Raw genomic sequence first — 23,005 nt, 5'->3', positions numbered from 1 at the left:
TCGCCTCACGCCACGCGGTTCGCCACGAGATCATCGACCACCCCCGGATCGGCGAGTGTCGATGTGTCGCCCAGCGCGGATACGTCCCCTTCGGCGATCTTGCGGAGGATGCGGCGCATGATCTTGCCGCTGCGCGTCTTGGGCAGGCCGGGCGCGAATTGCAGCTTGTCGGGCGTCGCGATCGGCCCGATTTCGGTGCGGACCCATTTGACCAGCTCGCGGCGCAGATCGTCGGACGGAGCCTCGCCGGCGTTGAGCGTCACATAAGCATAGATGCCCTGGCCCTTGATATCGTGCGGCATCCCGACCACCGCGGCCTCGGCGACCTGCGGGTGAAGCACCAGCGCGCTCTCCACTTCCGCGGTCCCCATGCGGTGCCCGGAGACGTTGATGACGTCATCGACCCGCCCGGTGATCCAGTAATAGCCGTCCTCGTCGCGGCGGCAGCCGTCGCCGGTAAAATATTTGCCGCGATAGGTGGTGAAATAGGTCTGAAAGAAGCGTGCGTGATCGCCCCAGACGGTGCGCATCTGTCCCGGCCAGCTCCGGGCGATGGCGAGATTGCCCTCGGTCGCGCCGGTCAGCACCGTCCCTTCGGCATCGACGATCTGGAGATCGACGCCGGGCATCGGTGTGGTCGCGGAACCGGGCTTCAGATCGGTCGCGCCGGGCAGGGGCGCGATCATCGCGCCGCCAGTCTCAGTCTGCCACCAGGTGTCGATGATCGGGCAGCGCCCCTCGCCGACGACGTCGTGATACCAGCGCCACGCCTCGGGGTTGATCGGCTCGCCGACCGTGCCAAGCAGCTTGAGCGACTTGCGGCTGGTCCTGGCGACATAGTCGTCACCGTCCTTCATCAGCGCGCGCAAGGCGGTGGGGGCGGTGTACACCGTGTGGACCTGATGCCGGTCGCAGACCTGCCAGATGCGGCTGGCGTCGGGCCAGTTGGGCAGGCCCTCGTACATCAGGGTGGTCGCGCCATTGGCCAGCGGGCCGTAGAGGATATAGCTATGCCCTGTGACCCAGCCGATATCGGCGGCGCACCACCACACATCGCCCGCGCGATAATCGAAGGCCAGTTCGTGGGTCAGGCTCGCCCATAGCAAATAGCCGCCGGAGGTGTGCAGCACGCCCTTGGGCTGGCCGGTCGAGCCGGAGGTGTAGAGCAGGAACAGCGGGTCTTCCGCGTTCATCGGCTCCGCCGGGCAGGCGGTCGAGACGGTCGCGGCCGCTTCGTGATACCATATGTCCCGCCCCGGCTGCATCGTCACCGCGCCGCCGGTCGCGCGCACGACGATCACCTGTTCGAGCGCCGGCGCATGGGCGGCGCTGGCATCGACATTGGCCTTGAGCGGTACGGTCTTGCCGCCACGCCGGCCTTCGTCGGCGGTGATGACGATGCGGCTGTCGCAATCGGTGATGCGCCCCGCCAGCGCCTCGGGCGAGAAGCCGCCGAACACCACCGAATGGATCGCCCCGATCCGCGCGCAGGCGAGCAGCGCGAACGCCGCCTCGGGGATCATCGGCATATAGACGGTCACCCGGTCGCCCTTGGCGACGCCCTGCGCCTTCAACACATTGGCGAAGCGGCAGACTTCGGCGTGCAGTTCGGCATAGGTGAACCGGCGCGGCTCGGCGTTGGGCTCGTCGGGCTCCCAGATCAGCGCGATCTGCTCGGCGCGCTCGGCGAGATGCCGGTCGATGCAATTGGCCGCGACGTTGAGCTTGCCGTCGGCGAACCATTGGATGTGGAAATCGGCCTCGTCGAACGACCAGTCGCCGGCGATTTCGGGCCGCTTGATCCAGTCCAGCCGACGCGCCTGTTCGAGCCAGAAGCTGCCCGGATCGGCGAGCGAGCGGCCATAGAGCTTTTCATACCCCGCCGCGTCGACTCGCGCGTGCTTCGCCCACTCTGCTGGCACGGGGTATAGGCTCTGTTCCGACATACCGATCTCCTGCTCCGTTCTTTGCCGATGCGGCGGCGGCGTTGCAAGCAGCCGCTTGTGCGCCGGTCTTGTCTTGGCGCGGCGCATTTGCCAAGCGTGCGCCACCGTCATCGCCGGGGAACGAAAGGGCGAACCATGATCCTGATGCTGCTGCTCCAGGCCGCCGTGCCGGCGCCCGCCGGGTGGTCCACCGTCGCGAAGATCGATCCAGCGACGCATCTCGGCTCGACCTCGGTGTCGGCGTACAGCGCGGATGGCAAGGCGCGGCTGGTGGTGCGCTGCGATCGCAGCGCGCCCGGCACCAACGCGGTTTCGGTTCAGTTCATCCCCAAGCCGCCGTTCGCAAAGGCGACGCCGCGCCCGGTGACGATCACCGCCGACAATGGCCCCGCGCTCGGGATCAACTGGGAGTTCCCCGGCGGCGGCGCCTACACCGCGCAAGATGCCGTGGTGACGACGCTGACCGTCGCGATTGCCCATGCCAAGTCGATCAAGGTGCGCGCGATCGATCCCGCCAATATGCCCGTCGACGCGGTGTTCGCCGGGCCGGGGAGCGAGGCGCCGATCCGCCAGACGGTCGAGTCGTGCGGCTATGTGTTCGGGCAGATGCCCGCGCCACCGCCGCCGCCGCCCGCGCCGAAGGCGGATGACGCGGAGAATTGATCGCTGGGCGCCGAACACCCGGCTCGGTTCGTGCTTCGCGTGCGCCCAATGCGAACGGTTTGATTTTGCAAGCGATCCCTATGCCGATCGCTGATGACGTGGAGAGAGACGCATGAAACTCGGACGGCTGAACCACATCGGCGTTGCCACCCCGTCGATCGAGACCTCGATCGCGCTCTACCGCGACGTGCTAGGCGCGACGACGATCGGCGAACCCTTCGATCTGCCCGCCCAGGGGGTCAAAGTGTGTTTCATCGATACCCCGAACGCGCAGATCGAATTGATCGAGCCGCTCGGCGCGGCGTCGCCGATCCACGGCTTCATCGCCAAGAACCCGGCCGGCGGGCAGCATCACGTCTGCTACGAGGTGCCTGACATCCACGCCGCGAAATCCTGGTTCGAGGGCAAGGGCGCGCGCGTGCTCGGCGAACCGCGCATCGGTGCTCACGGGACGCTGGTATTCTTCATCCATCCCAAGGACATGGGCGGCGTGCTGACCGAGATCATGGAGACGCCCGCGGACACGCACTGATCGTTGGCTCGATCGTTACCTCGAAAAAAGGGCAAGATTGCGCCGCGCCAAGGTGATAGGCCGCACCATGGTCAGCAGCACCTTCGACTTGTTCAAGATCGGCGTGGGTCCGTCGAGTTCGCACACGATGGGGCCGATGCGCGCCGCCGCCGATTTCGCGCGCCGCGCGGACGAGGGTACGGCGCGGGTCGAAGTGCTGCTGTTCGGCTCACTCGCGCTGACCGGCAAGGGACATGCCACCGATCGCGCGATCCTGCTCGGCCTCGCCGGGCACGTGCCCGCGTCGATTGACCCGGATGTCGCGGATGCCGAGGTCGCCGCGATCCGCGCCAAGCGGGCGCTGATGCTCGGCGGCACCCGCGCGATCCCGTTCGACGAAGCGCGTGACCTGCTGTTCCGACCGCGCGAACGTCTTGATTTCCACAGCAACGCGATGACCTTCGCCGCCTTCGACGCGAGCGGCGCCGAGACGCTGCGCCGCACCTATTATTCGATCGGCGGCGGTGCGGTGCTCGATCAGGACGAGATCGGCCGCAACGCGGCGCCCGAAGGCGGCTGGGACGTGCCCAACCGCTTCCGCTCGGGCGACGAACTGCTCGCGCTCGCCGAGCGGAGCGGCAAGACGATCGCCGACCTGATGCGCGAAAACGAGGAAGCCTCCCTCGCTCCCGAAGACGTCTCGGCGCGGCTCGCCGAGATCCGCGACGCGATGGCGGCCTGTATCGATCGCGGCATCCGTTCCGATATCGCCGAGCTTCCCGGCGGCCTGCGCGTCAAGCGGCGTGCGCCCGGCATTCACCGCACGCTGGTCGCCCGGCAGGAACGCGCGCTCGCTGATCCGCTGACGGTGATCGACTGGATCAACCTGTGGGCGCTCGCGGTCAATGAGGAGAACGCCGCCGGCGGCAAAGTCGTGACGGCGCCCACCAACGGCGCGGCCGGGATCGTTCCGGCGGTGCTGCGCTATTACGAACGCTTCGCGCCGAGCGCGACGGCGCGCGGGGTGGAGGATTTCCTGCTCACCGCCGCCGCGATCGGCTTTCTGTTCAAGGAAAACGCGTCGATTTCGGGCGCCGAGGTCGGCTGCCAGGGGGAGGTCGGCGTCGCCTGCTCGATGGCGGCGGCAGGGCTTGCGGCGGCGCTTGGCGCGACGCCCGAGCAGATCGAGAATGCCGCCGAGATCGGCATGGAGCACAATCTCGGCCTCACGTGCGATCCCGTCGCCGGGCTGGTGCAGGTGCCGTGTATCGAGCGCAACGCCGTCGGTTCGATCAAGGCGATCGAGGCGGCGCGGCTGGCGATGCTCGGCGACGGCACGCACCGCGTCAGCCTCGACCAGGTGATCGAGACGATGCGCCGGACCGGGCTCGACATGTCCGAACGCTACAAGGAAACGTCGCTCGGCGGCCTCGCCGTCAACGTCGTCGAATGTTGAGGCCGGCGGCACGGGGACGCTGAAGACCATCACCGGCGCTACCAAAGCTTCGACAACGCACCCCGCCGTGCCTACATAGCCCCCATGTCCGACTCCTTCGATCTTGGTGAACCCCCGCAGCCCAAAGCCGAGGCGTACCGCGTCCTCGCGCGCAAATATCGGCCGCAGACCTTCGCCGAACTGATCGGCCAGGACGCCATGGTGCAAACGCTCGGCAACGCGATCAAGCGCGACCGGCTCGCGCATGCGTTCCTGATGACCGGCGTGCGCGGGGTCGGCAAGACGTCGACCGCGCGGCTGATCGCCAAGGCGCTCAACTGCATCGGGCCGGACGGGCAGGGCGGGCCGACGATCGACCCGTGCGGCGTCTGCGAACCCTGCCGCGCGATCGCCGAGGGCCGCCATATCGACGTGATCGAGATGGACGCCGCCAGTCACACCGGCGTCGATGACGTGCGCGAGATCATCGATGCGGCGCGCTATGCGGCGGTGTCGGCGCGGTTCAAGATCTACATCGTCGACGAAGTCCACATGCTCTCCAAGAACGCCTTTAACGCGCTGTTGAAGACGCTGGAGGAGCCGCCCGCGCATGTGAAGTTCCTGTTCGCCACCACCGAGGTCAACAAGGTGCCGGTGACGGTTCTGTCGCGCTGCCAGCGTTTCGACCTGCGGCGCATTCCGGCGGAGAAGCTCGCCGAACATTTTGCCTATGTTGCGCGGGCGGAGGGCGTCGAGGCGGAACCCGAGGCGCTGGGGCTGATCGCGCGCGCGGCGGAAGGGTCGGCGCGCGATGGCCTGTCGATTCTCGATCAGGCGATCGCGCACGCCGGGCAGGAAGGCGGCGGCGTTCGCGCGGACGCGGTGCGCGACATGCTCGGCCTGTCGGATCGCGGCGCGACACGCGACCTGTTCGCGCTGCTGCTCGCGGGCGACGGCGCGGGCGCGCTGGCCGCGTTGCGGCGGCAATATGATCTCGGCGTCGATCCGCTGAGCGTGCTGCGCGCGCTGCTCGAAACCGTTCACGGCACGACGCTGGTGAAGCTCGGCGCCGGCATCGACGCGGGGCAATCGGTCGAGGAGCGCGAGGCGCTGGCGCGGTGGGCGAGCGGGCTGTCGTTCGCGGTGCTGCACAGGCTCTGGCAATTGCTGCTCAAGGCGCATGAGGAGGTCGGTCGCGCCGCCTTGCCGATCGAGGCGTGCGAGATGGCGCTGCTCCGGCTCGTCCATGCCTCGACCCTCCCCGATCCGGGTGAACTCGCCAAGATGCTGGCGGAAGGCCGCGTGTCGATGGCGGCACCGGCCGCGCCCGCCGCCGCGCCGACGCCCGCCCCGGCCGCCCAGGCCGCGCTGCCGGACACGATCGCCGCGCTGAGAACCTATCTCGACGACAATGGCGAGCAGGCGCTCGCATCGAAGGTCTATTTCAGCGCCAGCGTCGTGCATTTCGCCGCGCCGGAAATCGTGCTCAGTTCGGCTCGGCCGATCTCGGCAGATCTGGTGCGCGATCTCAACATCGAGTTGAAGCGGCTGACCGGCAAGGTCTGGAAGGTGACGACCGCCGACGTGCCGGGCGCGCCGACGCTGCGCGAACAGGACGATGCCGACAAGGAGAAACGGCGTCTCGAAATCCTCGCGATGCCGGTGGTAAAAGCGGCATTCGATGCGTTTCCCGGCGCGGAACTTCCGCCCGACGAACTCGATCGGATCATAGCGCTACAACGGAGTGAAGCATGAACAATCTCGAAGACATCATGGCCATGGCGCAGAACGTCCAGGCCGAGCTCGAAAAGGCGCAGGCCGGTCTCGACTCGATCGAAGTTCAGGGTGCGGCCGGCGGCGGTCTGGTGAAGGTGCGCGCGTCGGCCAAGGGCCGGATCATCGGCATCGACATCGACGATTCGCTGCTCGCCGCCAGTGAGAAGCAGATGCTCGAGGATCTGATCGTCGCCGCCTTCAACGATGCCCGCGCCAAGGCCGATGCGGCCTCGGGCGACGCGATGGCGAAGATGACGAGCGGCATCCCGCTCCCGCCTGGTTTCAAGCTGCCGTTCTGATCGGTTGGGTCCGGTTGGGAACCATCGCGCGCGCCTCCTCGTTTTGCGACCCATCAGAACGAGGAGCCGAGTGATGAGCGACGACCGCGTGACCGACACCCCGCACACGACGATCATTGAGCGCCGCGGCAGCGGCGCGACATGGCTGATCGCGATCGTCCTGGCCGTCGGGCTGGTGATCGGTGCGATGTTCCTGACGAACAAGAGCCGCAACGACACGATCCGCACCGATGCCGTCTCGGGCGCCGCGAAGGATATCGGCGACAGCGCCAAGAAGGTCGGCGATTCGGCGGCGCGCACCGCCGACAGCGCCGCGCAGTAACCGGCTGGCCGGAAGCGCAAGCGTTCACGAGTGAACGCTTGCGCTTCGGGAACGGCTTCGCCTAAAGGGGCGCCTCTCGCGTCGGGGAGTGGCGCAGTCTGGTAGCGCGCCTGCTTTGGGAGCAGGATGTCGCAGGTTCGAATCCTGTCTCCCCGACCATGACCGGCCACCCAGCCGTGGCCGTGCCAACGTCCGCTTGCCAAGCCTGCGAACCGGCGGCAGGGTCGCCCGCGATGACCCGCCCGTATCCTCTCCCGCCCGCGATCGTCCTGGGGGTGGATACCGCGATCGGGCTGACCGTCGTGCGCGAGCTGGGGCGGTTCGGTGTCCCGGGGGTCGCGATCGGGCGATCGGCATATTCGGTCGGGGGCGCATCCCGCTATTGCACGCGGTTCGTGTCGCGCCCGCGAGATCGCGCGCCGGCGGACTGGCTGCCCGATCTCATCGCGGAGACCGGCGCCGCCGCGCTGTTCGCGATCAGCGAGGGCGATCTGCTCGATCTGTCGCACCTGCCCGAGCGGATCGGCTCGTGCCGCGTGCTCACGCCGCGCAAGGCGAAGCTCGACATCGTGCTGGACAAGCTGAAGACGCTGGAAGCCGCCCGCGCAGTCGGCATCCTCACGCCCGAAAGCTGGCAACCGCAACCCGGCGAACCACTGGCCGAGCGCGCGGCGGCGCTCGCCTATCCGGTGGTGCTGAAATGGGGCGACCCGCCCGCGATGTTCGCACGGCTCGACGCCGCCGGCATCGCGTTCGAGAAGGCGGAATATGCACGCACGCCGGACGAGCTGCTCGGACGGCTCGCGCGCTACGAAGCGCTTGGGGCATATCCGCTCGTGCAGACCTGGGTCGGCGGCTACGGCTTCGGCCAGATGCTGATGATGGCGGACGGCGTGGCGCGGCTGCGCTTCCAGCATCGGCGCGTGCGGGAGTTCCCCGCTAGCGGCGGCGTATCCACCCTGTGCGCGACGGTGCCGGCCGATCAGCACCGCGAACAAATGGCCAAATCCGAGGCGTTGCTCACCGGGATCGGCTGGGAGGGGCCGGCGATGGTCGAATATCGCCACGATCCCGCGACGGGCCGCTATTGGCTGATGGAGATCAACGGGCGCTTCTGGGGGAGCCTGCCGCTCGCCAGCCAGGCGGGCGCGTATTTCGCGTGGGAGCAATATCGCCATGCCGTGCTCGGCGAACCCGCCGACGCGCGCATCGCCTATCGTCCGCGCCGCGCGCGCTACGCGATCCCGGACACCAAGCGGCTCGTCCAGATCGTGCGCGATCCCGATATCGCCGGTGCGGGACGACCGCCGTTCAGCCGCTCGCGCGAGGCGGCATCGTACCTCGCCGAGTTCCTCAATCCGCGTACCGGCTATTACATATGGTCATGGTCCGATCCCAAGCCGCTGCTGCGCGACGTGGCGGGCGTTCTCGCTAAGCTGAAGCGGTAGGGTGCTCAGCGCGAACGGCGCCGGGCGAAGATGCCGCCGCGATCGCGCCCGGGAAGGCGGCGGCCAGAACCGGCATCGCGGTCGCGATCCGTTCCAGGCAGAGGCGCGTATAGGCGTCGCCGAGTTGATAGGGGTCGTGCAGATGCGGCGTCGCGGGTCGTGTGTAGAGGCCGAGCAGGGTACGCGGCGCCGCCGCCAGCGCCGGATCGGCGGCGAGCCTGCGCAGATGGCGGGTCTCCATCGCGAGCAGCAGATCGCCCTCGGCGGGCGCGTAATCCTGGGCACGCAGCGATCGGTGCGCGCCCAGATCATGCCCCATCGCCGCCGCCGCCGCGCAGACGGGGGGATGCGCGGGCTTGCCGGTCTCGGTCGACAGCCCGAACGACGCGGCGTGGAGGCCGTGGGCGCGTGCCAGCACGTCGGCGAAGGCGCTGCGGCAGATGTTGCCGTGGCATACGAACACCAGCCGCCGGATCGCGCGCCGGTCGGGCAGCGACACCCCGCCGTCGCCGGTGACGAGCTCGGCACGCGTCAGCGCAAGCCTGATCAGCCCGCGAAACGTGCCATAACGAGAGTCGATCATGTCCATATCAGCTCGGCCGATACCGGCGAGGCGTTAAGGAGCGCATAAGCGCACACGCGATGTTAACGCCGTGCTGGCATCGGTGCGGCGCCATGGCCGAAGTCCTCGTCACGATCGACACCGAATTGTCCTCGCGCCTGCACCGCCATGGCGCAAGCCTTGGCGAAAATCTCGCACGCTCGATCGCCGGCAAGGCCGGTGACGCCGCTTACGGCGTCGGCTGGCAGATGGACATGCTGGAGCGCGCCGGTTTGAAAGCCGTGTTCTTCGTCGATCCGATGCCCGCGCTCGCGCACGGCTCCGATTTCCTCGCGCCGATGATCGCCCCCATGCTCGCACGCGGCCATGAGGTGCAATTGCATAGTCATACCGAGTGGCTCGAATGGGCGTCGCATGCGCCGGTCGGCGGACGCGCGCGCAACATCGGTGATTTCGATCTGGCCGAGCAGATCACGGTGCTGACGCTCGCCCGCGACCTGCTGACCAGCGCCGGTGCGCCGCGCCCGACCGCGTTCCGTGCGGGAAATTATGGCGCGGATGATCGCACCATCGCCGCGCTGGCGACTCTGGGCATCAGGTGGGACAGCAGCGTCAATATCGGCTGCCCCGACGATAGCTGCCGCGTCAGCCGCAAGACGCACGCGCCCGTCGATCTCGGCGGTGTGGTCGAACTGCCGGTATCGGGTCTGCTCGACCGGCCGGGGCATTTCCGCCCGGCGCAGATTTGCGCGCTGTCGGGCTGGGAGATGCGCGCGGCTTTGCGTCACGCGGCGGCGGGCGAAGCGCCGTTCGTCATCGTGACGCACAGTTTCGAGATGCTCTCACGCGACCGCGAACGCCCCAACCGAATGGTGATGCGTCGCTTTCGCGCGATGTGCGAAGAGATCGCGCGCCATCCCGGCTTGCAGAGCGTTGGGTTTCGCGACCTCGATCCGGCCGAAGTACTGGCGCGGTCGCGGGCGGAGCGGCCGTTGCTCGCCGCCAACCGGGTTCGCACCGCCGGGCGAATGGTGGAACAGGCGATCGCGACGGCGCTGTACGAGCGTCCGGCCCGGCCTAGTCGCGCCTGAGCGCCTCGGCCTTGTGCGCGGCCTGCTTGCCGCTCTCGGTTTCGACGATGAACTGTGGCGCGTCCTTGCTGGCGGCGACCTTGTGGCCCTTGATCGTGGTTTCGGTGGTCTGCTTCTTCACCACCGTGCCGTGCGCGGTGCCGCCGTGGCTCTTCCACGAAACCTTGTCGCCTTTCTTCAGACGAATCGCCATCGTGTCGCTCCTTGCTGCCGGTAAGACGGGGCAGGCGGGGTTCGGTTCCGTGCGCCGCGATTCCGGTTGGCGACACGGGCGATCTGTCCTAAGCGCCGCGGCGGGGGGCTTGGTGACGAGCCGCCCAAGATCGCGTCGGTGCCCCGAAAGGGGCTGAAAACGGGAATATGGTGCGGGCTCTAGCGGCCCAAATCCATAGCTGTCCCTGCAACTGTGAGCGGCGAGCGCGATGCACGGGTCCGGTCCATCCGGGCGGCCACTGGGGGATGCGGCAAAGCATCCGCTGGGAAGGCGTGCATCAAGCCCAGACCCGTGAGCCAGGAGACCTGCCGGCGTCGTGGTCGCTCTTGCCAAGGTCCAGGAACAGGCCGTGGCACGGTCCTCCGTCTGAGCGACGAACGGGTTCCGGCGAAGCGACACTCCGCCGGATGCCCGAACCCTGCGGCGGGGCCGCAAGGGTCGCGTGGCGTCAGGCGTCGATCGGCGTCCGTCTGTGTGGCACGCGATCGGTCGTCCGCGCGCGGACGGCTCGCCCCAGCCGCGTCTTCGCTCGACGCCCGGCGGTAGGACGATGAAGAATACGATGATTGCAATGGCCGCGCTGACGGTTGCCACACCGGCCCTCGCGCAGCCCACGGCGGACGACACCAGCGCAGGGACCGCGACCGACACCGTCGTGGTGACCGCCGCGCGCGGCACCGGCGGGATTTCGACGGCGACGCTCGGCGCTTCGGCGACGGTGCTGTCGGCGGAGGATCTCGCCGATCGCCAGACCGTGATCGTCTCGGACGTGCTGCGCGATGTGCCCGGCGTGTCGGTCAACCGCACGGGCGGGGTCGGCGGTATCACCCAGGTGCGCATCCGCGGCGCGGAGAGCAACCACACGCTCGTGCTGATCGACGGCATCGAGGCCGCTGATCCCTATTACGGCGAATATGATTTCGCCTCGCTGCTCGCCGATCCCGGCGCGCGGGTCGAGGTGCTGCGCGGCGAGCAGAGCGCGCTCTACGGATCGGACGCGATCGGCGGGGTCATCAACTATATCACCGCGACCGGGCGCGAGATGCCGGGCTTCGCCGGAAATATCGAGGCGGGATCGTTCAACACCGTCAACGGCGCGGTGCGGGGCGCCGGGACGGTCGGCGATGTCGACTATGCGGTCGGCGGCTCCTATTCGGGGATCGGCGGCTATGTCGTCGCGCCGGAGGGCTCGCGGCCGATCGGTTCGAAGATCGGCACGGTCAACGGCAAGTTCGGCTATCGCTCGGGCGGCTTCGCGCTGCGGGGCGTGGTGCGCTACACGCATACCGACGCCGACGTGAACGATCAGGACTATGCGCTCACCGGCAACGCGATCGATTCGGGCGGCAGCTATTTGAACGACGCCGTCTATGCCTTGGTCGGCGCGCATTACGACACCGCCGATGGGCGCTGGAGCAACGATCTCAGCGCGCAACTGCAGGATTCGCGGCGCCGCTATTTGGACGACACCGGCACCGAGACGACCGGCGACACCGGACGGCGCAAAAAGGTGTCGTTCGTCTCCGCGCTCAAACTTGGCGACGACAGGGTCAGCCACGTCATCACCGGCGCGGTCGATTACGAGCATGAGTCCTATCGTGGCACCTCGGCGTTCATCACCGGCAGCAACCCGTTCAACAGCACCGAAAATTGGGGGCTGGTCGGCCAGTATCAGCTCACCATCGACAGGCGCCTCGGGCTGGGTGGGGCGGTGCGCCATGACATCAACCAGCGGTTTCGCGACGCGACGACCTGGCATCTGCAAGCGAGCTACCGCTTCGACAGCGGCACGCGCCTCCACGCGGCGGGCGGCACCGGCGTCAAGGCGCCGGTGTTCTCCGAACTGTTCGGCTATGCGCCGACCAGCGGCTTCGTCGGCAATCCCAACCTCAAGCCCGAGGAATCGACCGGCTGGGAGGCAGGCGTCGAGCAGGCGTTCCTCGGCGGCCACGGCCGGATCGACGTGACCTATTTCGATTCGGTGCTGCGCCACAAGATCGTCAGCACCTTCTCGCCCGTCTATACCGTCATCAACGCGACCGGATCGTCGCCGCATCGCGGCGTCGAGGTATCGGCCAATTTCGACCTGCCGGCGGGGTTCCGGTTCGACGGCAGCTACACCTATCTCGACGCGCATGACGAAGCCGATGTCACGCTGATCCGCCGCCCGTCGCACATCGGCAGCGCCAATCTCGCGTGGCGCGCGAAGACCGATCGCTACGGCGCGAACGTGACGGTGCGCTACAATGGCGAAGCCCGCGACTCCAACTTCGCCACCTTCGCGACCGAGACGTTGAAGGCCTATACGCTCGTCAACATCGGCGCCGACGTGACGATCGCGCGCGGCCTTTCGCTGTTCGGTCGCGTCGAGAACCTGCTCGACACCGACTACCGCGAAAACGTCGGCTTCCGCAGCCCCGGTCGTGCCGGCTACGGCGGCATCAAGGCGCGGATCTGATGCGCGCGCGCACCGAGGCCGAGCACGCCGACAAGATGCGCAAGCGCCAGGCCGCGCACGACAAGATCGTTGCCGCCAAGACGATCGAGAAGGGGCTCGTCATCGTCCACACCGGCACCGGCAAGGGCAAGACCACCGCTGCGCTCGGCATGGTGGTGCGCGCGATCGGGCACGGTCAGAAGGTGGGCGTGGTCCAGTTCGTCAAGGGCGCGATGACCACCGGCGAGAAAGCGGTGTTCGATCGCTTCCCCGATCTTGTCGCGTTCAAGCCGATGGGCGAAGGCTTCACCTGGGACACGCAGGACCGCGCGCGCGACATCGCCGTCGCGCGCACCGCCTGGGAAGAGGTGAAGCGCATGATGGCCGATCCGAGCTATGCGATGGTGGTCGCGGACGAACTCAATATCGTGCTGCGCTACGACTATCTTCCGGTCGAGGAGGTGCTGGCGGCGCTCGCGGCCAAGCCGGCGATGACGCACGTCGTCATTACCGGCCGCAACGCGCCGCAGCCACTGATCGACGTGGCGGACCTCGTCACCGAGATGACCCTGGTCAAACACCCGTTCCGCGAGCAGGGCGTCAAGGCGCAGGCGGGGGTGGAGTTTTGACCCGTCCGTTCGTGTCGAGCGACGCCGGGACGGATCGAGGTTCAGCGGGTGGCGGCGATCTGCCGCGCGAGGCTCTGCGCGGCCAACACATAGGCCGGGCCGCCGCATACGGTCCACGCTTCGGGCAGGCGCAGGCGCGGGATGCGGTCGAGGATCGGGTGGTGGAGCATCTCGGTGCCCTGGTCGACGACGCGCTCGGCGCCGGTCTCGACGATGAGATAATCCGGCTTCGCGGCGATCATCTCTTCGAGCGAGACCTGCGACAGCGCGGGCTTGCCGAGCTTGGCGGCAAGGTTGGTCAGTCCGACGCGCGTCATGATGTCGTCGACCAGCGTACCGGTGCCGGTCATGTATCCGCGCCGCTGGTAATAGGCCGCGACCGGATGGCCGGGGGCGCGCGGCAAGGCGGCAAGCTCGCGGTTCATCCGCGCGATCAGCGCTTCCCCACGCGCCGGATGCCCGACCGCGCGCGCGATCTGGCGGATCTGCGCGACGATATCGGCATAGCTGTTCGCCCACGCGAGATCGACCACCGGATACCGGTGCGGCGCGAGCACCGCCGCCATGCCGCCTTGCGGGGAGGGCGCGCCGACGATCAGATCGGGGCCGATCGCAAGAATTTCCTCGGCGGACTGCCCGAGGATGTGCAACCCGTGCGTCCGCGCCGCCACCGCCGACATCTCCGCGTCGGGCGCGTTGCGCGTCAGCCCAGCGATCTGGCCGCGATCAGCGAGTTCGACCAGCAACTGATCGGCACACAGGTTGAGCGAGACGATCCGGCGCGGCGGGTGCGCCGGCGGCGCGGCTGCCGTCAGTCCGAGCGCGAGCAGGATCGGCAGGAGGCGGCGTGTCATTGCCTTGCCAATACGCTAACAGTCCGCCGGTACAAGCGCCGCGCAAACGTTGCCGCGATCCAGGCGGGCAGACGATGACCACCCATCCGTGTGGCCGGCGGTCGGCTCTGATCGGCGGCCTCGTCGTCCTGATGATCGTCGCGAGCATCGCCTCGCTCGCGCTGGGAACGGTCCCGCTTGCCCCGGGGCGCGTGCTCGCGGCGCTCGGCGGGCACGGTGATGCGGTCGCCAGCGCGATCGTGCTCGAACTGCGTTTGCCGCGCACCATCCTCGGTCTGGCCGTCGGCGCCATGCTCGGATTGGCTGGGGCTGCGCTCCAGGGCTATCTGCGCAACCCGCTCGCCGAGCCTTCGGTGCTCGGTGCGTCCAACGCGGCGGCGCTTGGCGCCGTTGCCGCGATCTATTTCGGCCTGGCGGACCTGCACCCGGTGGTTCTGCCGGTGCTGGCGATCGCGGCCGGCCTCGTGTCGCTGGTGCTGCTGTTCGCGATCGCGGGGCGCTCGGAAAGCCCGCTCACGCTGATCCTCGCCGGCATCGCCGTCTCGACGCTCGCCGGGGCGGCGATCAGCCTCGCACTCAACCTCTCGCCCAATCCGTTCGCGGCGATGGAGATCATGACGTGGCTGCTCGGCAGCCTTGAAAACCGCTCGTTCCAGCATGTCTGGATCGCGCTGCCGTGCATCGCCGCCGGCAGCGCGTTGCTGCTGTTCGACGCGCGCGCGCTCGATGCGCTCACGCTGGGCGAGGATGGCGCGCGGGCGCTCGGGGCCGATCTGCGCGCGACGCGCCTGCGGCTGTTGCTTGGCGTCGCGATCGGCGTGGGCGGCGCGGTCGCGGTGTCGGGATCGATCGGGTTCGTCGGGCTGATCGTGCCGCATCTGGTGCGTCCGCTGACCGACCGCAGCCCCTCGGCGATCCTGCTGCCATCGGCGCTGGCCGGCGCGGTGCTGCTGACCTGCGCGGATATCGGCGTGCGGCTGATCCCGGCGACCAGCGAGCTCAAGCTCGGGGTGGTGACGGCGTTTCTCGGCGTGCCGGTGTTCCTCGCCTATCTGATCCGCGAGCGACGGCTATGGTGACGATCGCGCTCGACCGTGTCGGCGTGGCGCTCGGGCGACGAGCGGTGGTGCGTGACGTGCGCGCGGTGCTGGCGCCCGGCACGTTGGTCGGGATCGTCGGGCCGAATGGCGCGGGCAAATCGACGTTGCTGCGCGCGATGCTCGGGCTGGCTCCGGCGACCGGCAGCGTGCGCATCGATGATGTTCCGCTCGCGAGGATGGCGCGCGGCGCGGTCGCGCGGACGCTCGCCTATTTGCCGCAGGGCCAGACGCTGCACTGGCCGCTCACGGTCGAACGGCTCGTCGCGCTGGGCCGCTTGCCGCATCTCGCGCCGATGTCGCGGCTGGGTGACGTCGATGCGGCGGCGGTGGCGCGAGCGCTGGAGCGCGCCGGTGTCGCAGAGCTGCGCGACCGGATCGCCACCGAGCTGTCGGGCGGCGAGCGCGCGCGCGTCCTGCTCGCCCGCGCGCTCGCGGTCGAGGCCCCCGCGCTGCTCGCCGACGAGCCGCTCGCCTCGCTCGATCCCGGCCACCAGATCGACGTGATGGAACTGCTCCGCGCCGAGGCGCGCGGCGGCGCGCTGGTCGTGACGGTGCTGCACGACCTGACGATGTCGGCGCGGTACTGCGACCGTCTGCTGCTGATGGATGCCGGCGCGATTGTCGCCGACGGCGCCCCGCTCGACGTGCTCACCCCGGCGCGGCTGCGCGCGGTGTACGGGATCACCGCCGCCATAGAACGGCATGGCGGAGCCACCATGATCGTGCCGGTCGCGCGCGCATATTGACGCGCCGCGCCAGCGCGATTACCCCGCCGCCTGCGACAGGTTCCCCGGCGACGGGGATGAAAAGGGAACGGGAAAACCCCGGCTGCCCCTGCAACTGTAAGCGGCGAGCCACCGCGCCACAGGCCATTGGGAGCGTAAGCCCCCGAGAAGGCGGCGCGGAACGGCATTGACCCGCGAGCCAGGAGACCTGCCCGTCGCGGTCGTCCTTCGTGCGGACAGGGTGTGCCGGGCGGACGGGGGTGAACCCGAGAGGCGACATGGTTGGACCGCGGTTCGCGGTGCGCCGTGTCGTGGACATGGCGCACCGCGCGCGGCCCGTGTCGTGGGTGCCGGTGCTATGTCGCAATTTGTCGTTGTTCGTTCGTGCCTCTGCGCGGTGGGCGTCTGATGCTCAGGCGAGTCGAAGATGGTCCGGCGGTGGTTGCGTGCAACACCTGCCGCCACGCCACCGATGTGCGCGAGGATGCGGCGGGCGTGCGCGGCGGCGCGCGGCTGGTCGCCGCGCTGCATGCGGTACAGGCGTCGGATGCGCGCTATCAGGCGGTCTCCGTGCAGGAAATGCCCTGCCTGTTCGCCTGCACCGAGTTCTGCACCGTCCACCTGCGCGCGCCCGACAAGGTCGGCTATGTGCTCGGCCGCTTCACGCCAGACGCCGAGGCGGCGCGCGCGATCCTCGACTATGCGGTCGAATATGCCGCGAGCGAGCATGGCCGCGTGCCCTTCGCGCGCTGGCCGCAGGGGGTGAAGGGGCATTTCATCACCCGCACCCCGCCGGCCGGGTTCGTCGCGGAATGACCTTCGCGACGCTTCACGATTTCGAGACGGCGCTGGCGGCGCCGATCACGCCCGACGCGGACGCGATTGGAGAGGCGCGTGCGCGGCAGGCGCAACTCACCAAACCACCGGGTTCGCTCGGGCGGCTCGAAGACATCGCGGTGTTCTTCGCCGGCTGGCAGGCGCGCTCGCGCCCACGGATTGACCGCGCCCATGCTGTCGTATTCGCGGGCAATCACGGTGTCGTCGCGCACGGCATAAGCGCCTTCCCGCCGGCGGTCACCGCGCAGATGGTCGCGAATTTCGAACACGGCGGCGCGGCGATCAACGCGCTCGCAGGCGCGGCGGGGCTCGACCTCAAGGTGGTCGCGCTCGATCTCGATCGGCCGACCGCCGACTTCACGGCCGCGCCGGCAATGAGCGAGGCGGAATGCCTCGCCGCGCTTTCCGCCGGCGCCGCGAGCGTCGAGCCGGGGCTCGACCTGCTCGTGCTGGGCGAGATGGGGATCGGCAACACCACCGCCGCCGCCGCGCTATGCGCGCGCGCGCTCGGCGGCAGCGGGACCGACTGGGTCGGACCAGGCACGGGGGTTGATGGCGCCGGCGTCGCGCGCAAGGTCGCCGTGGTGGACAGCGCGCTGGCGTTTCACGCCGGTGCGCCGATGACCGCGTTCGAGACGTTGCGCCGGGTCGGCGGACGCGAAATCGCCGCGATCGCGGGCGCCGTGTTGCGCGCGCGGCACCTGCGCGTGCCAGTGCTGCTCGACGGGTTCATCTGTTGTTCGGCGGTGGCACCGCTCGCGGCTGCGGCGCCCGCGTCGATCGCGCATTGTCTCGCGGGGCATTGCTCGCTCGAGCCGGGGCACGGGCGGGTGCTCGCCGCGCTTGGGTTGGAGCCGATCCTCCGCCTCGACATGCGGCTTGGCGAGGCGAGCGGCGCGGCGGTGGCGGCCACGATCGTCCGCGCGGCCATTGCCGCGCACGATGAGATGGCGACCTTCGCCGAGGCCGGCGTATTCGGCGCGGGATGACGCCGTTCGTCCTCCACCTGCTCCGCCACGGCGCGCCCGAGCAGACCGGACTGCTGATCGGGCGAAGCGATGTCGCGCCCACGCCCGAGGGCATCCTTGCGTGCCGCGATCAGGCCAGCGATCTGGATGTGGCGGGGGTGGTAAGTTCCGACCTCGCGCGTGCCCGGCTTGCGGCGCGGGCGATCGGCGATGATCTCGGCGTGCCCGTCGTGGTCGACCCGCGCTGGCGCGAGCTCGATTTCGGCGCGTGGGACGGACTCGCGACCAGCGCGATCGATCCGGCTGCGCTCAGCCGCTTCTGGGACGACCCCGACGCTGCCCCGCCGCCGGGCGGCGAGCGCTGGTCGGCGCTGCTGGCGCGGGTCGGGGCGGCGATCGCGGCGTTGCCGCCGCGCGCGACTCTGGTCGTCACGCATGGCGGCGCGATGCGTGCGGCGCTCGCGCTGCTCTGCGGGTTCGGGACGCGCCAGCTATGGGCTTTCGACCTTCCGTATGCGGCAATGCTCAGCCTCAAGATATGGCCGGGCACGCCGCGCACCGCTCAAATCCTGGCGCTGCGGGCGTGACCGGGTTGCTGCTCGCCATCCAGTTCCTCACGCGGCTGCCGACGCCAGCGGTTGCCGCCAACGAAACCGCGTTTGCCGCGTCGATCCGCTGGTTCCCGCTGGTCGGGCTGCTGATCGGCGCGCTGGTCGCGAGTGCCGGTTGGCTGGGGCGGGGCGACGCGTGGATCGGCGCGTTGGCCGCGCTCGCGGTGTGGATCGGCGTGACCGGGGCGCTTCATCTCGACGGCCTTGCTGATCTCGCCGATGCGCGCGGCGCGGCGCATGGTGATCGCGCGCGGCTGCTTGCGGTTCTTGCCGATCCGCATGTCGGCAGCTTCGGCGTGGTCGCGCTGGTGCTGCAGATCATCGCCAAGCTGGTGCTGCTACATACCCTGATCGGTGCGGGACAGTGGGGGCCGCTCGTGCTGATTCCCTTCGCGGCGCGGCTCGGGCCGCTGGTGTGGACTCGCTGGCTGCCGCCGCTGCACGCCGGGCTGGCCTCACGGTTCCGCACGGCGGTGCGGCGCATCGACATCGTCGTTTGGGCTGCGGTTTCGGCGGGCGCGGGGCTGGTGTGGGTCGGGGTGCTGGTCACACCCGTGTTGCTGGTCGGATGGGCGCTATACCTGCGGCGCGCGCTCGGCGGGATTTCGGGCGACGGCCATGGCGCCGGGATCGAACTGGTCGAGACCGCCCTGCTGGTGGCGGCAACGCTGTGAGTTGGACGCAGCACGGCGGCCGGCTCGCCGAGGCGCGGGCAAAATATGGCGAGGGCGCGGCGCCGTGGCTCGACCTGTCGACCGGCATCAACCCGCATGCCTGGCCGGGCGTCGGCGGAGTGTCGATCGACTGGGCGCGGCTGCCGGACGAAGGTGAACTGCGCGTGCTCGAGGCGGCCGCCGCAGCCTATTTCGGCGTGGGTGAGGGGCACGTCGCAGCGCTGCCGGGCACCGAGATCGGACTGAGGATGGTCGGGCCGATGCTTGCCGGCCCGGTACGATACCTCGCCCCGACCTACCGCACCCACGGCGAGATGGTCGCGGGAAGTGTCGCTGCGGCTTCGCTTGCCGAGGTTCGGGACGGCACGCTGATCCTCGCCAACCCCAACAATCCCGACGGCCGCCTGCTTTCGCCACACGATCTACTCGCGACGCATGATCGTTTGCGCGCACGCGGCGGTTGGCTGGTGGTCGACGAAGCCTTCGCCGACGCGGCCGTGACGAAAGCGCCGATCAGCGTCGCGGCGCATGTCGCCGACGATGCTCGGCTGATCGTGTTCCGCTCGTTCGGCAAGTTCTTCGGGCTGGCCGGGGTGCGGCTCGGCTTCGTGATCGCGCCCGCGCCGGTGATCGCGCAGGTGCGTGCGCGGGTCGGTGCGTGGCCCGTCTCGGCCGCCGCGATCGCGATCGGCACCGCTGCCTATCGCGAAACCGGCTGGATCGCGACGATGCGCGAACGGCTTGTGCAGGGTGCTGCCGATCTCGATGCGATGCTGGTGCGGCGCGGCCTCGCGCCGATCGGAGCATGTTCGCTGTTCCGGCTGGTCGATGTGCCCGATGCTGGCGCCACGTTTGCGCGGCTCGCGCGCCGGGCGATCCTGACGCGGCCGTTCGACTATGATCCGCATTGGCTCCGCATCGGCCTGCCGGGAAGCGCTGCCGCGCTCGAGCGGCTCGAACAGGCGCTGGCGGATGGCTGAGCCGGTCGCGCTGGTCGCGCTCGCGGTCGAGGCGGCGGTCGGCTGGCCGACGGCGGTGTACGCGCGGATCGGCCACCCGGTCGGCGCGTTCGCGGCGATCATCGCGGCGGGGGAGGCTGCGTGGAACCGCCCGTTCTGGTCGTTCGCGGTGCGTCGTGCGGCCGGCGTGCTCGTCATGCTGGGGCTCATCGCGATCGTGGGCGGGGGCGCGTTCGCGCTCCAGCGCGCGGCCGCGCTGACCGGCGCGTGGGGCTGGCTGGTCTGCGCGCTGCTGGCTGCGCCGGGGCTCGCCCAGCGTAGCCTGTTCGATCATGTCCGCGCCGTGCAGATCGCGCTGCGGAACGACGATCTCGACACGGCACGCCGGGCGGTCGCGATGATCGTCGGGCGCGACACGCACGCGCTCGACACCGCCGGCGTGGCACGCGCCGCGATCGAAAGCCTCGCCGAAAGTTTTTGCGACGCCGTCGCCGCACCGCTGTTCTGGTTGCTCGTCGCCGGATTGCCCGGCTTATGGGTGTACAAGGCGGTCAACACCGCCGACAGCCTGGTCGGCCACCGCGAACCACGCTGGCGCGCGTTTGGCTGGGCGGCGGCGCGCACCGACGATTCGCTCAACCTGATCCCGGCGCGGCTCGGCGGCGTGCTGCTGTGCGTGGTCGGCGCACGCGGCTGGCGGGTGCTGTGGCGCGACGCCGGCAAGCATGCGTCGCCCAACGCCGGATGGACCGAGGCGGCGATGGCCGGCGCGCTCGGCCTGAGCCTCGCTGGGCCCATCGCCTACGACACCGTGGTGGCTCTCAAGCCCTGGATCGGCGACGGCCGCCGCGAGGCCGATGCGCGCGACATCGGCCGCGCGCTCGCCCTTTACGTCCGCGCGTGTCTTGCGCTGTGGCTGATCGCCGGAGGGGTCGCATGGCTGCTGTGATGTTCCAGGGCACCGGTTCGGATGTCGGCAAGTCGGTGCTGGTCGCGGGCGTGTGCCGGGCACTTACCAACCGCGGTCTGCGCGTGCGGCCGTTCAAGCCGCAGAACATGTCGAACAACGCCGCGGTCACGGTCGATGGCGGCGAGATCGGCCGCGCGCAGGCGCTCCAGGCGCTCGCCTGTCGCATCGAACCGCACACCGACATGAACCCGGTGCTGCTCAAGCCCCAGGCCGATCGCACGTCGCAGTTGATCGTCCACGGGCGGGTGGCCGGCACGATCGGCGGGGGCAATTTCCGCGAGGCGCGGGGGGCGCTGCTCGGCGCGGTGACGACGAGCTACCATCGCCTGCGCGCCGCGTGCGACATCGTCGTGGTCGAGGGCGCCGGCTCGCCCGCCGAGATCAACCTGCGCCCTGGCGACATCGCCAACATGGGCTTCGCGCGCGCCGCCGCCGTCCCGGTGGTGCTGATCGGCGACATCGATCGCGGCGGGGTGATCGCCGCGATCGTGGGCACGCGCGCGGTGATCGGCCCCGCCGACGCGGCGATGATCCGCGGCTTCGTCATCAACAAGTTTCGCGGCGATCCGGCGCTGTTCGAGGATGGCTATCGCCAGATCGAGGCCTTGGTTGGATGGCGCGGGTTCGGCGTGGTGCCGTGGCTCACCGCCACCGCGCGGCTGCCGAGCGAGGATGCGGTCGTGCTCGAACAGGCCACCGCCCGCGCTTCCGGCAAGCCGCTGGTCGCGTGCCCGGTCCTGCCGCGCATCTCGAACTTCGACGATCTCGATCCGCTCAAGCTCGAACCCGCGATCGACCTGCTGATGGTGTCCACCGGCACGCCGATCCCAGCCGAGGCCAGCCTCGTGATCCTGCCGGGATCGAAGGCGACGATCGCCGATCTCGCTGCGCTGCGTCGCGAAGGGTGGGACATCGACCTTCTCGCGCATCACCGACGCGGCGGCGCGGTGCTGGGGCTGTGCGGCGGCTATCAGATGCTCGGCCACCGCATTCGCGATCCGCACGGGATCGAAGGCCCGGCGGGTGAGGCGGCTGGGCTCGGGCTGCTCGATATCGAGACGGTGCTCACGCGCGACAAGGCGCTCCGCCCAGTGCGCGGCCACGCGCTCGGCGCGCCCTTCCACGGCTATGAAATGCATCTGGGCGAGACGCACGGCACCGACACCGCCCGCGCGTTCGCACGCTTCGACGATGGCCGCACCGACGGCGCCGTCAGCGCGGACGGACGCGTGATGGGCAGCTATGTCCACGGTCTGCTCGCCGATCCGCAGCAGCGCGCCGCGCTGCTAGCGCGGCTTGGCGCGAAGGCGAGCGGGTGCGATTACCACGCCAGCGTCGATGCCGCGCTCGATGAGATCGCCGCCGAACTGGAACGCCACCTCGATATCGACGCGATCCTCGCGCTGGCGCGGGAAGCGGCATGACCACGCTGTTCGTGATCGGCGGCGCCCGCTCGGGCAAGAGCCGCTATGCGCAGGCGCGCGCCGAGGCGATGCCGGGCGAGCTGGTGTACATCGCCACCGCCCAGGCGTTCGACGCCGAAATGGCGGATCGCATAGCGCGCCACCGCGCCGACCGCGACGCGCGGTGGCGGACGGTCGAGGCGCCGCTCGCGCTGCCCGAGGCGATCGTCGCGAACAGCGCGCCCGGCCGCGTGCTGCTGGTCGATTGCCTGACCTTGTGGACCTCGAACCTTCTGCTGGGCGAGCACGACGTCGATGCCGCGAGCGCCGCGCTGGAACGCGCCGTCACCACCGCACCAGGCCCGGTGATCCTCGTCGCCAACGAGGTCGGGCTGGGGATCGTCCCGGACAATGCGCTCGCGCGCCGCTTCCGCGACCATGCCGGGCTGCTCAACCAGCGGATCGCCGCCGCCGCCGATGCGGTCGTTCTCGTCACCGCAGGGTTGCCGTTATCGCTCAAATAGCGGGGTTGCGCCGGCGCGCGCGAGAGGCGACCTGATGCGCGACACGC

General features: G+C 69.6%; 24 protein-coding genes, 1 tRNA gene and 2 riboswitches. Of the genes, 21 read left to right on the top strand and 4 right to left on the bottom strand.

Translation table 11 applies throughout. The annotated features are described in order from the left end of the window. Positions 1 to 5 precede the first annotated feature (5 nt). Positions 6 to 1,946: an acetate--CoA ligase gene (acs, locus tag PX554_RS11435; RefSeq protein WP_275501814.1), complete on the bottom strand. Its 1,941-nt coding sequence runs from the start codon at positions 1,944 to 1,946 to the stop codon at positions 6 to 8. A gap of 135 nt (positions 1,947 to 2,081) precedes the next feature. Here acs and PX554_RS11430 point away from each other — a divergent pair, with 135 nt between their 5' ends. The 8 genes from PX554_RS11430 (at position 2,082) to PX554_RS11395 (ending at position 8,400) form a co-directional block, all read left to right on the top strand. Beyond that, positions 2,082 to 2,609: a hypothetical protein gene (locus PX554_RS11430; protein ID WP_093220007.1), complete on the top strand. Its 528-nt coding sequence runs from the start codon at positions 2,082 to 2,084 to the stop codon at positions 2,607 to 2,609. Positions 2,610 to 2,721: 112 nt separating this feature from the next. Next, complete coding sequence (mce, locus tag PX554_RS11425; protein WP_275501812.1) at positions 2,722 to 3,141, top strand: methylmalonyl-CoA epimerase; 420 nt, start codon at positions 2,722 to 2,724, stop codon at positions 3,139 to 3,141. 67 nt (positions 3,142 to 3,208) lie between these two features. Continuing rightward, entirely contained in the window at positions 3,209 to 4,576 is a 1,368-nt protein-coding gene (locus PX554_RS11420) for an L-serine ammonia-lyase (protein WP_093220000.1), read from the top strand. A gap of 84 nt (positions 4,577 to 4,660) precedes the next feature. After that, the gene (locus PX554_RS11415) at positions 4,661 to 6,310 is read left to right on the top strand and encodes a DNA polymerase III subunit gamma/tau (protein WP_275501808.1); all 1,650 of its coding nucleotides are present in this window, start codon (positions 4,661 to 4,663) and stop codon (positions 6,308 to 6,310) included. Further along, a complete protein-coding gene (locus PX554_RS11410; RefSeq protein ID WP_093219993.1) occupies positions 6,307 to 6,630 on the top strand; it encodes a YbaB/EbfC family nucleoid-associated protein in 324 nt (107 codons plus the stop codon). The genes PX554_RS11415 and PX554_RS11410 overlap by 4 nt, the downstream gene beginning before the upstream one ends. Before the next feature lie 73 nt (positions 6,631 to 6,703). Next, entirely contained in the window at positions 6,704 to 6,952 is a 249-nt protein-coding gene (locus tag PX554_RS11405) for a hypothetical protein (RefSeq protein WP_093219991.1), read from the top strand. An 82-nt stretch (positions 6,953 to 7,034) separates the two neighbouring features. After that, positions 7,035 to 7,111: transfer RNA gene (locus PX554_RS11400), tRNA-Pro, on the top strand. A gap of 74 nt (positions 7,112 to 7,185) precedes the next feature. Next, complete coding sequence (locus PX554_RS11395; protein ID WP_275501804.1) at positions 7,186 to 8,400, top strand: carboxylate--amine ligase; 1,215 nt, start codon at positions 7,186 to 7,188, stop codon at positions 8,398 to 8,400. Here the strand turns inward: PX554_RS11395 and PX554_RS11390 are convergent. After that, on the bottom strand, positions 8,384 to 8,983 hold the full coding sequence (locus PX554_RS11390; protein WP_093221706.1) for an arsenate reductase/protein-tyrosine-phosphatase family protein: 600 nt from the start codon (positions 8,981 to 8,983) through the stop codon (positions 8,384 to 8,386). The genes PX554_RS11395 and PX554_RS11390 overlap by 17 nt on opposite strands. Positions 8,984 to 9,075: 92 nt before the next feature. Here PX554_RS11390 and PX554_RS11385 point away from each other — a divergent pair, with 92 nt between their 5' ends. Further along, positions 9,076 to 10,053, top strand: a complete 978-nt coding sequence (locus tag PX554_RS11385; RefSeq protein ID WP_093219986.1) for a polysaccharide deacetylase family protein — start codon at positions 9,076 to 9,078, stop codon at positions 10,051 to 10,053. On the opposite strand, the gene PX554_RS11380 is transcribed toward PX554_RS11385, so the two are convergent. Further along, positions 10,040 to 10,246 (bottom strand): hypervirulence associated TUDOR domain-containing protein, encoded by a 207-nt coding sequence (locus tag PX554_RS11380; protein WP_275501798.1) that lies wholly within the window; start codon positions 10,244 to 10,246, stop codon positions 10,040 to 10,042. The two genes, PX554_RS11385 and PX554_RS11380, sit on opposite strands and share 14 nt — an antisense overlap. 119 nt (positions 10,247 to 10,365) lie before the next feature. After that, positions 10,366 to 10,594: riboswitch (cobalamin riboswitch) on the top strand. Between the two features lie 223 nt (positions 10,595 to 10,817). Here PX554_RS11380 and PX554_RS11375 point away from each other — a divergent pair. Next, the gene (locus PX554_RS11375) at positions 10,818 to 12,725 is read left to right on the top strand and encodes a TonB-dependent receptor plug domain-containing protein (protein WP_275501796.1); all 1,908 of its coding nucleotides are present in this window, start codon (positions 10,818 to 10,820) and stop codon (positions 12,723 to 12,725) included. Then, a complete protein-coding gene (gene cobO / locus PX554_RS11370) occupies positions 12,725 to 13,333 on the top strand; it encodes a cob(I)yrinic acid a,c-diamide adenosyltransferase (protein ID WP_093219979.1) in 609 nt (202 codons plus the stop codon). Before PX554_RS11375 ends, cobO begins: the two co-directional genes overlap by 1 nt. A gap of 41 nt (positions 13,334 to 13,374) precedes the next feature. Here the strand turns inward: cobO and PX554_RS11365 are convergent, their stop codons facing one another. Then, positions 13,375 to 14,187 carry an ABC transporter substrate-binding protein gene (locus PX554_RS11365; RefSeq protein ID WP_093219976.1) on the bottom strand — a complete coding sequence of 271 codons (813 nt, stop codon included), beginning with the start codon at positions 14,185 to 14,187 and terminating at the stop codon, positions 13,375 to 13,377. 74 nt (positions 14,188 to 14,261) lie between these two features. On the opposite strand from PX554_RS11365, the gene PX554_RS11360 reads away from it, so the two are divergent. From PX554_RS11360 to cobU, 10 genes are all read left to right on the top strand, one after another. After that, positions 14,262 to 15,266 carry a FecCD family ABC transporter permease gene (locus PX554_RS11360; RefSeq protein WP_093219974.1) on the top strand — a complete coding sequence of 335 codons (1,005 nt, stop codon included), beginning with the start codon at positions 14,262 to 14,264 and terminating at the stop codon, positions 15,264 to 15,266. Then, positions 15,260 to 16,033: an ABC transporter ATP-binding protein gene (locus PX554_RS11355; RefSeq protein WP_275501794.1), complete on the top strand. Its 774-nt coding sequence runs from the start codon at positions 15,260 to 15,262 to the stop codon at positions 16,031 to 16,033. Before PX554_RS11360 ends, PX554_RS11355 begins: the two co-directional genes overlap by 7 nt. Positions 16,034 to 16,053: 20 nt before the next feature. Next, positions 16,054 to 16,242, top strand: a riboswitch (cobalamin riboswitch). Positions 16,243 to 16,420: 178 nt separating this feature from the next. After that, positions 16,421 to 16,828: a DUF1636 domain-containing protein gene (locus tag PX554_RS11350; protein WP_275501792.1), complete on the top strand. Its 408-nt coding sequence runs from the start codon at positions 16,421 to 16,423 to the stop codon at positions 16,826 to 16,828. Next, complete coding sequence (gene cobT / locus PX554_RS11345) at positions 16,825 to 17,838, top strand: nicotinate-nucleotide--dimethylbenzimidazole phosphoribosyltransferase (protein WP_275501789.1); 1,014 nt, start codon at positions 16,825 to 16,827, stop codon at positions 17,836 to 17,838. Before PX554_RS11350 ends, cobT begins: the two co-directional genes overlap by 4 nt. Next, the gene (locus PX554_RS11340; protein ID WP_275501786.1) at positions 17,835 to 18,404 is read left to right on the top strand and encodes a histidine phosphatase family protein; all 570 of its coding nucleotides are present in this window, start codon (positions 17,835 to 17,837) and stop codon (positions 18,402 to 18,404) included. The genes cobT and PX554_RS11340 overlap by 4 nt, the downstream gene beginning before the upstream one ends. After that, positions 18,401 to 19,102 (top strand): adenosylcobinamide-GDP ribazoletransferase, encoded by a 702-nt coding sequence (locus tag PX554_RS11335; RefSeq protein WP_275501784.1) that lies wholly within the window; start codon positions 18,401 to 18,403, stop codon positions 19,100 to 19,102. Before PX554_RS11340 ends, PX554_RS11335 begins: the two co-directional genes overlap by 4 nt. Further along, positions 19,099 to 20,082 carry a threonine-phosphate decarboxylase gene (locus tag PX554_RS11330; protein ID WP_275501781.1) on the top strand — a complete coding sequence of 328 codons (984 nt, stop codon included), beginning with the start codon at positions 19,099 to 19,101 and terminating at the stop codon, positions 20,080 to 20,082. Before PX554_RS11335 ends, PX554_RS11330 begins: the two co-directional genes overlap by 4 nt. Further along, the gene (gene cbiB, locus PX554_RS11325) at positions 20,075 to 21,010 is read left to right on the top strand and encodes an adenosylcobinamide-phosphate synthase CbiB (RefSeq protein ID WP_275501778.1); all 936 of its coding nucleotides are present in this window, start codon (positions 20,075 to 20,077) and stop codon (positions 21,008 to 21,010) included. Before PX554_RS11330 ends, cbiB begins: the two co-directional genes overlap by 8 nt. Next, positions 20,998 to 22,455 carry a cobyric acid synthase gene (locus tag PX554_RS11320; protein ID WP_275501776.1) on the top strand — a complete coding sequence of 486 codons (1,458 nt, stop codon included), beginning with the start codon at positions 20,998 to 21,000 and terminating at the stop codon, positions 22,453 to 22,455. Before cbiB ends, PX554_RS11320 begins: the two co-directional genes overlap by 13 nt. Continuing rightward, positions 22,452 to 22,958: a bifunctional adenosylcobinamide kinase/adenosylcobinamide-phosphate guanylyltransferase gene (gene cobU, locus PX554_RS11315; RefSeq protein ID WP_275501774.1), complete on the top strand. Its 507-nt coding sequence runs from the start codon at positions 22,452 to 22,454 to the stop codon at positions 22,956 to 22,958. The genes PX554_RS11320 and cobU overlap by 4 nt, the downstream gene beginning before the upstream one ends. The last annotated feature ends 47 nt before the right edge of the window (positions 22,959 to 23,005 follow it).

It is taken from the genome of Sphingomonas pollutisoli (assembly GCF_029167165.1).
In the GTDB taxonomy this organism is placed as follows: domain Bacteria; phylum Pseudomonadota; class Alphaproteobacteria; order Sphingomonadales; family Sphingomonadaceae; genus Sphingomonas; species Sphingomonas pollutisoli.
Note: the sequence above shows the minus strand (reverse complement) of the source record. Positions and strands in the feature narration are given on the sequence as shown.

Coding starts and splice junctions, on each gene's coding strand:
- PX554_RS11430 (WP_093220007.1), top strand. CDS start 2,082: ATGATCCTGATGCTGCTGCTCCAGGCCGCCGTGCCGGCGCCCGCCGGG.
- cobO (WP_093219979.1), top strand. CDS start 12,725: ATGCGCGCGCGCACCGAGGCCGAGCACGCCGACAAGATGCGCAAGCGC.
- cobU (WP_275501774.1), top strand. CDS start 22,452: ATGACCACGCTGTTCGTGATCGGCGGCGCCCGCTCGGGCAAGAGCCGC.
- PX554_RS11365 (WP_093219976.1), bottom strand. CDS start 14,187: ATGACACGCCGCCTCCTGCCGATCCTGCTCGCGCTCGGACTGACGGCA.
- mce (WP_275501812.1), top strand. CDS start 2,722: ATGAAACTCGGACGGCTGAACCACATCGGCGTTGCCACCCCGTCGATC.
- cbiB (WP_275501778.1), top strand. CDS start 20,075: ATGGCTGAGCCGGTCGCGCTGGTCGCGCTCGCGGTCGAGGCGGCGGTC.
- cobT (WP_275501789.1), top strand. CDS start 16,825: ATGACCTTCGCGACGCTTCACGATTTCGAGACGGCGCTGGCGGCGCCG.
- PX554_RS11410 (WP_093219993.1), top strand. CDS start 6,307: ATGAACAATCTCGAAGACATCATGGCCATGGCGCAGAACGTCCAGGCC.
- PX554_RS11395 (WP_275501804.1), top strand. CDS start 7,186: ATGACCCGCCCGTATCCTCTCCCGCCCGCGATCGTCCTGGGGGTGGAT.
- PX554_RS11415 (WP_275501808.1), top strand. CDS start 4,661: ATGTCCGACTCCTTCGATCTTGGTGAACCCCCGCAGCCCAAAGCCGAG.
- PX554_RS11360 (WP_093219974.1), top strand. CDS start 14,262: ATGACCACCCATCCGTGTGGCCGGCGGTCGGCTCTGATCGGCGGCCTC.
- PX554_RS11320 (WP_275501776.1), top strand. CDS start 20,998: ATGGCTGCTGTGATGTTCCAGGGCACCGGTTCGGATGTCGGCAAGTCG.
- PX554_RS11355 (WP_275501794.1), top strand. CDS start 15,260: ATGGTGACGATCGCGCTCGACCGTGTCGGCGTGGCGCTCGGGCGACGA.
- PX554_RS11390 (WP_093221706.1), bottom strand. CDS start 8,983: ATGATCGACTCTCGTTATGGCACGTTTCGCGGGCTGATCAGGCTTGCG.
- PX554_RS11385 (WP_093219986.1), top strand. CDS start 9,076: ATGGCCGAAGTCCTCGTCACGATCGACACCGAATTGTCCTCGCGCCTG.
- PX554_RS11405 (WP_093219991.1), top strand. CDS start 6,704: ATGAGCGACGACCGCGTGACCGACACCCCGCACACGACGATCATTGAG.
- PX554_RS11375 (WP_275501796.1), top strand. CDS start 10,818: ATGAAGAATACGATGATTGCAATGGCCGCGCTGACGGTTGCCACACCG.
- PX554_RS11380 (WP_275501798.1), bottom strand. CDS start 10,246: ATGGCGATTCGTCTGAAGAAAGGCGACAAGGTTTCGTGGAAGAGCCAC.
- PX554_RS11340 (WP_275501786.1), top strand. CDS start 17,835: ATGACGCCGTTCGTCCTCCACCTGCTCCGCCACGGCGCGCCCGAGCAG.
- acs (WP_275501814.1), bottom strand. CDS start 1,946: ATGTCGGAACAGAGCCTATACCCCGTGCCAGCAGAGTGGGCGAAGCAC.
- PX554_RS11420 (WP_093220000.1), top strand. CDS start 3,209: ATGGTCAGCAGCACCTTCGACTTGTTCAAGATCGGCGTGGGTCCGTCG.
- PX554_RS11350 (WP_275501792.1), top strand. CDS start 16,421: ATGCTCAGGCGAGTCGAAGATGGTCCGGCGGTGGTTGCGTGCAACACC.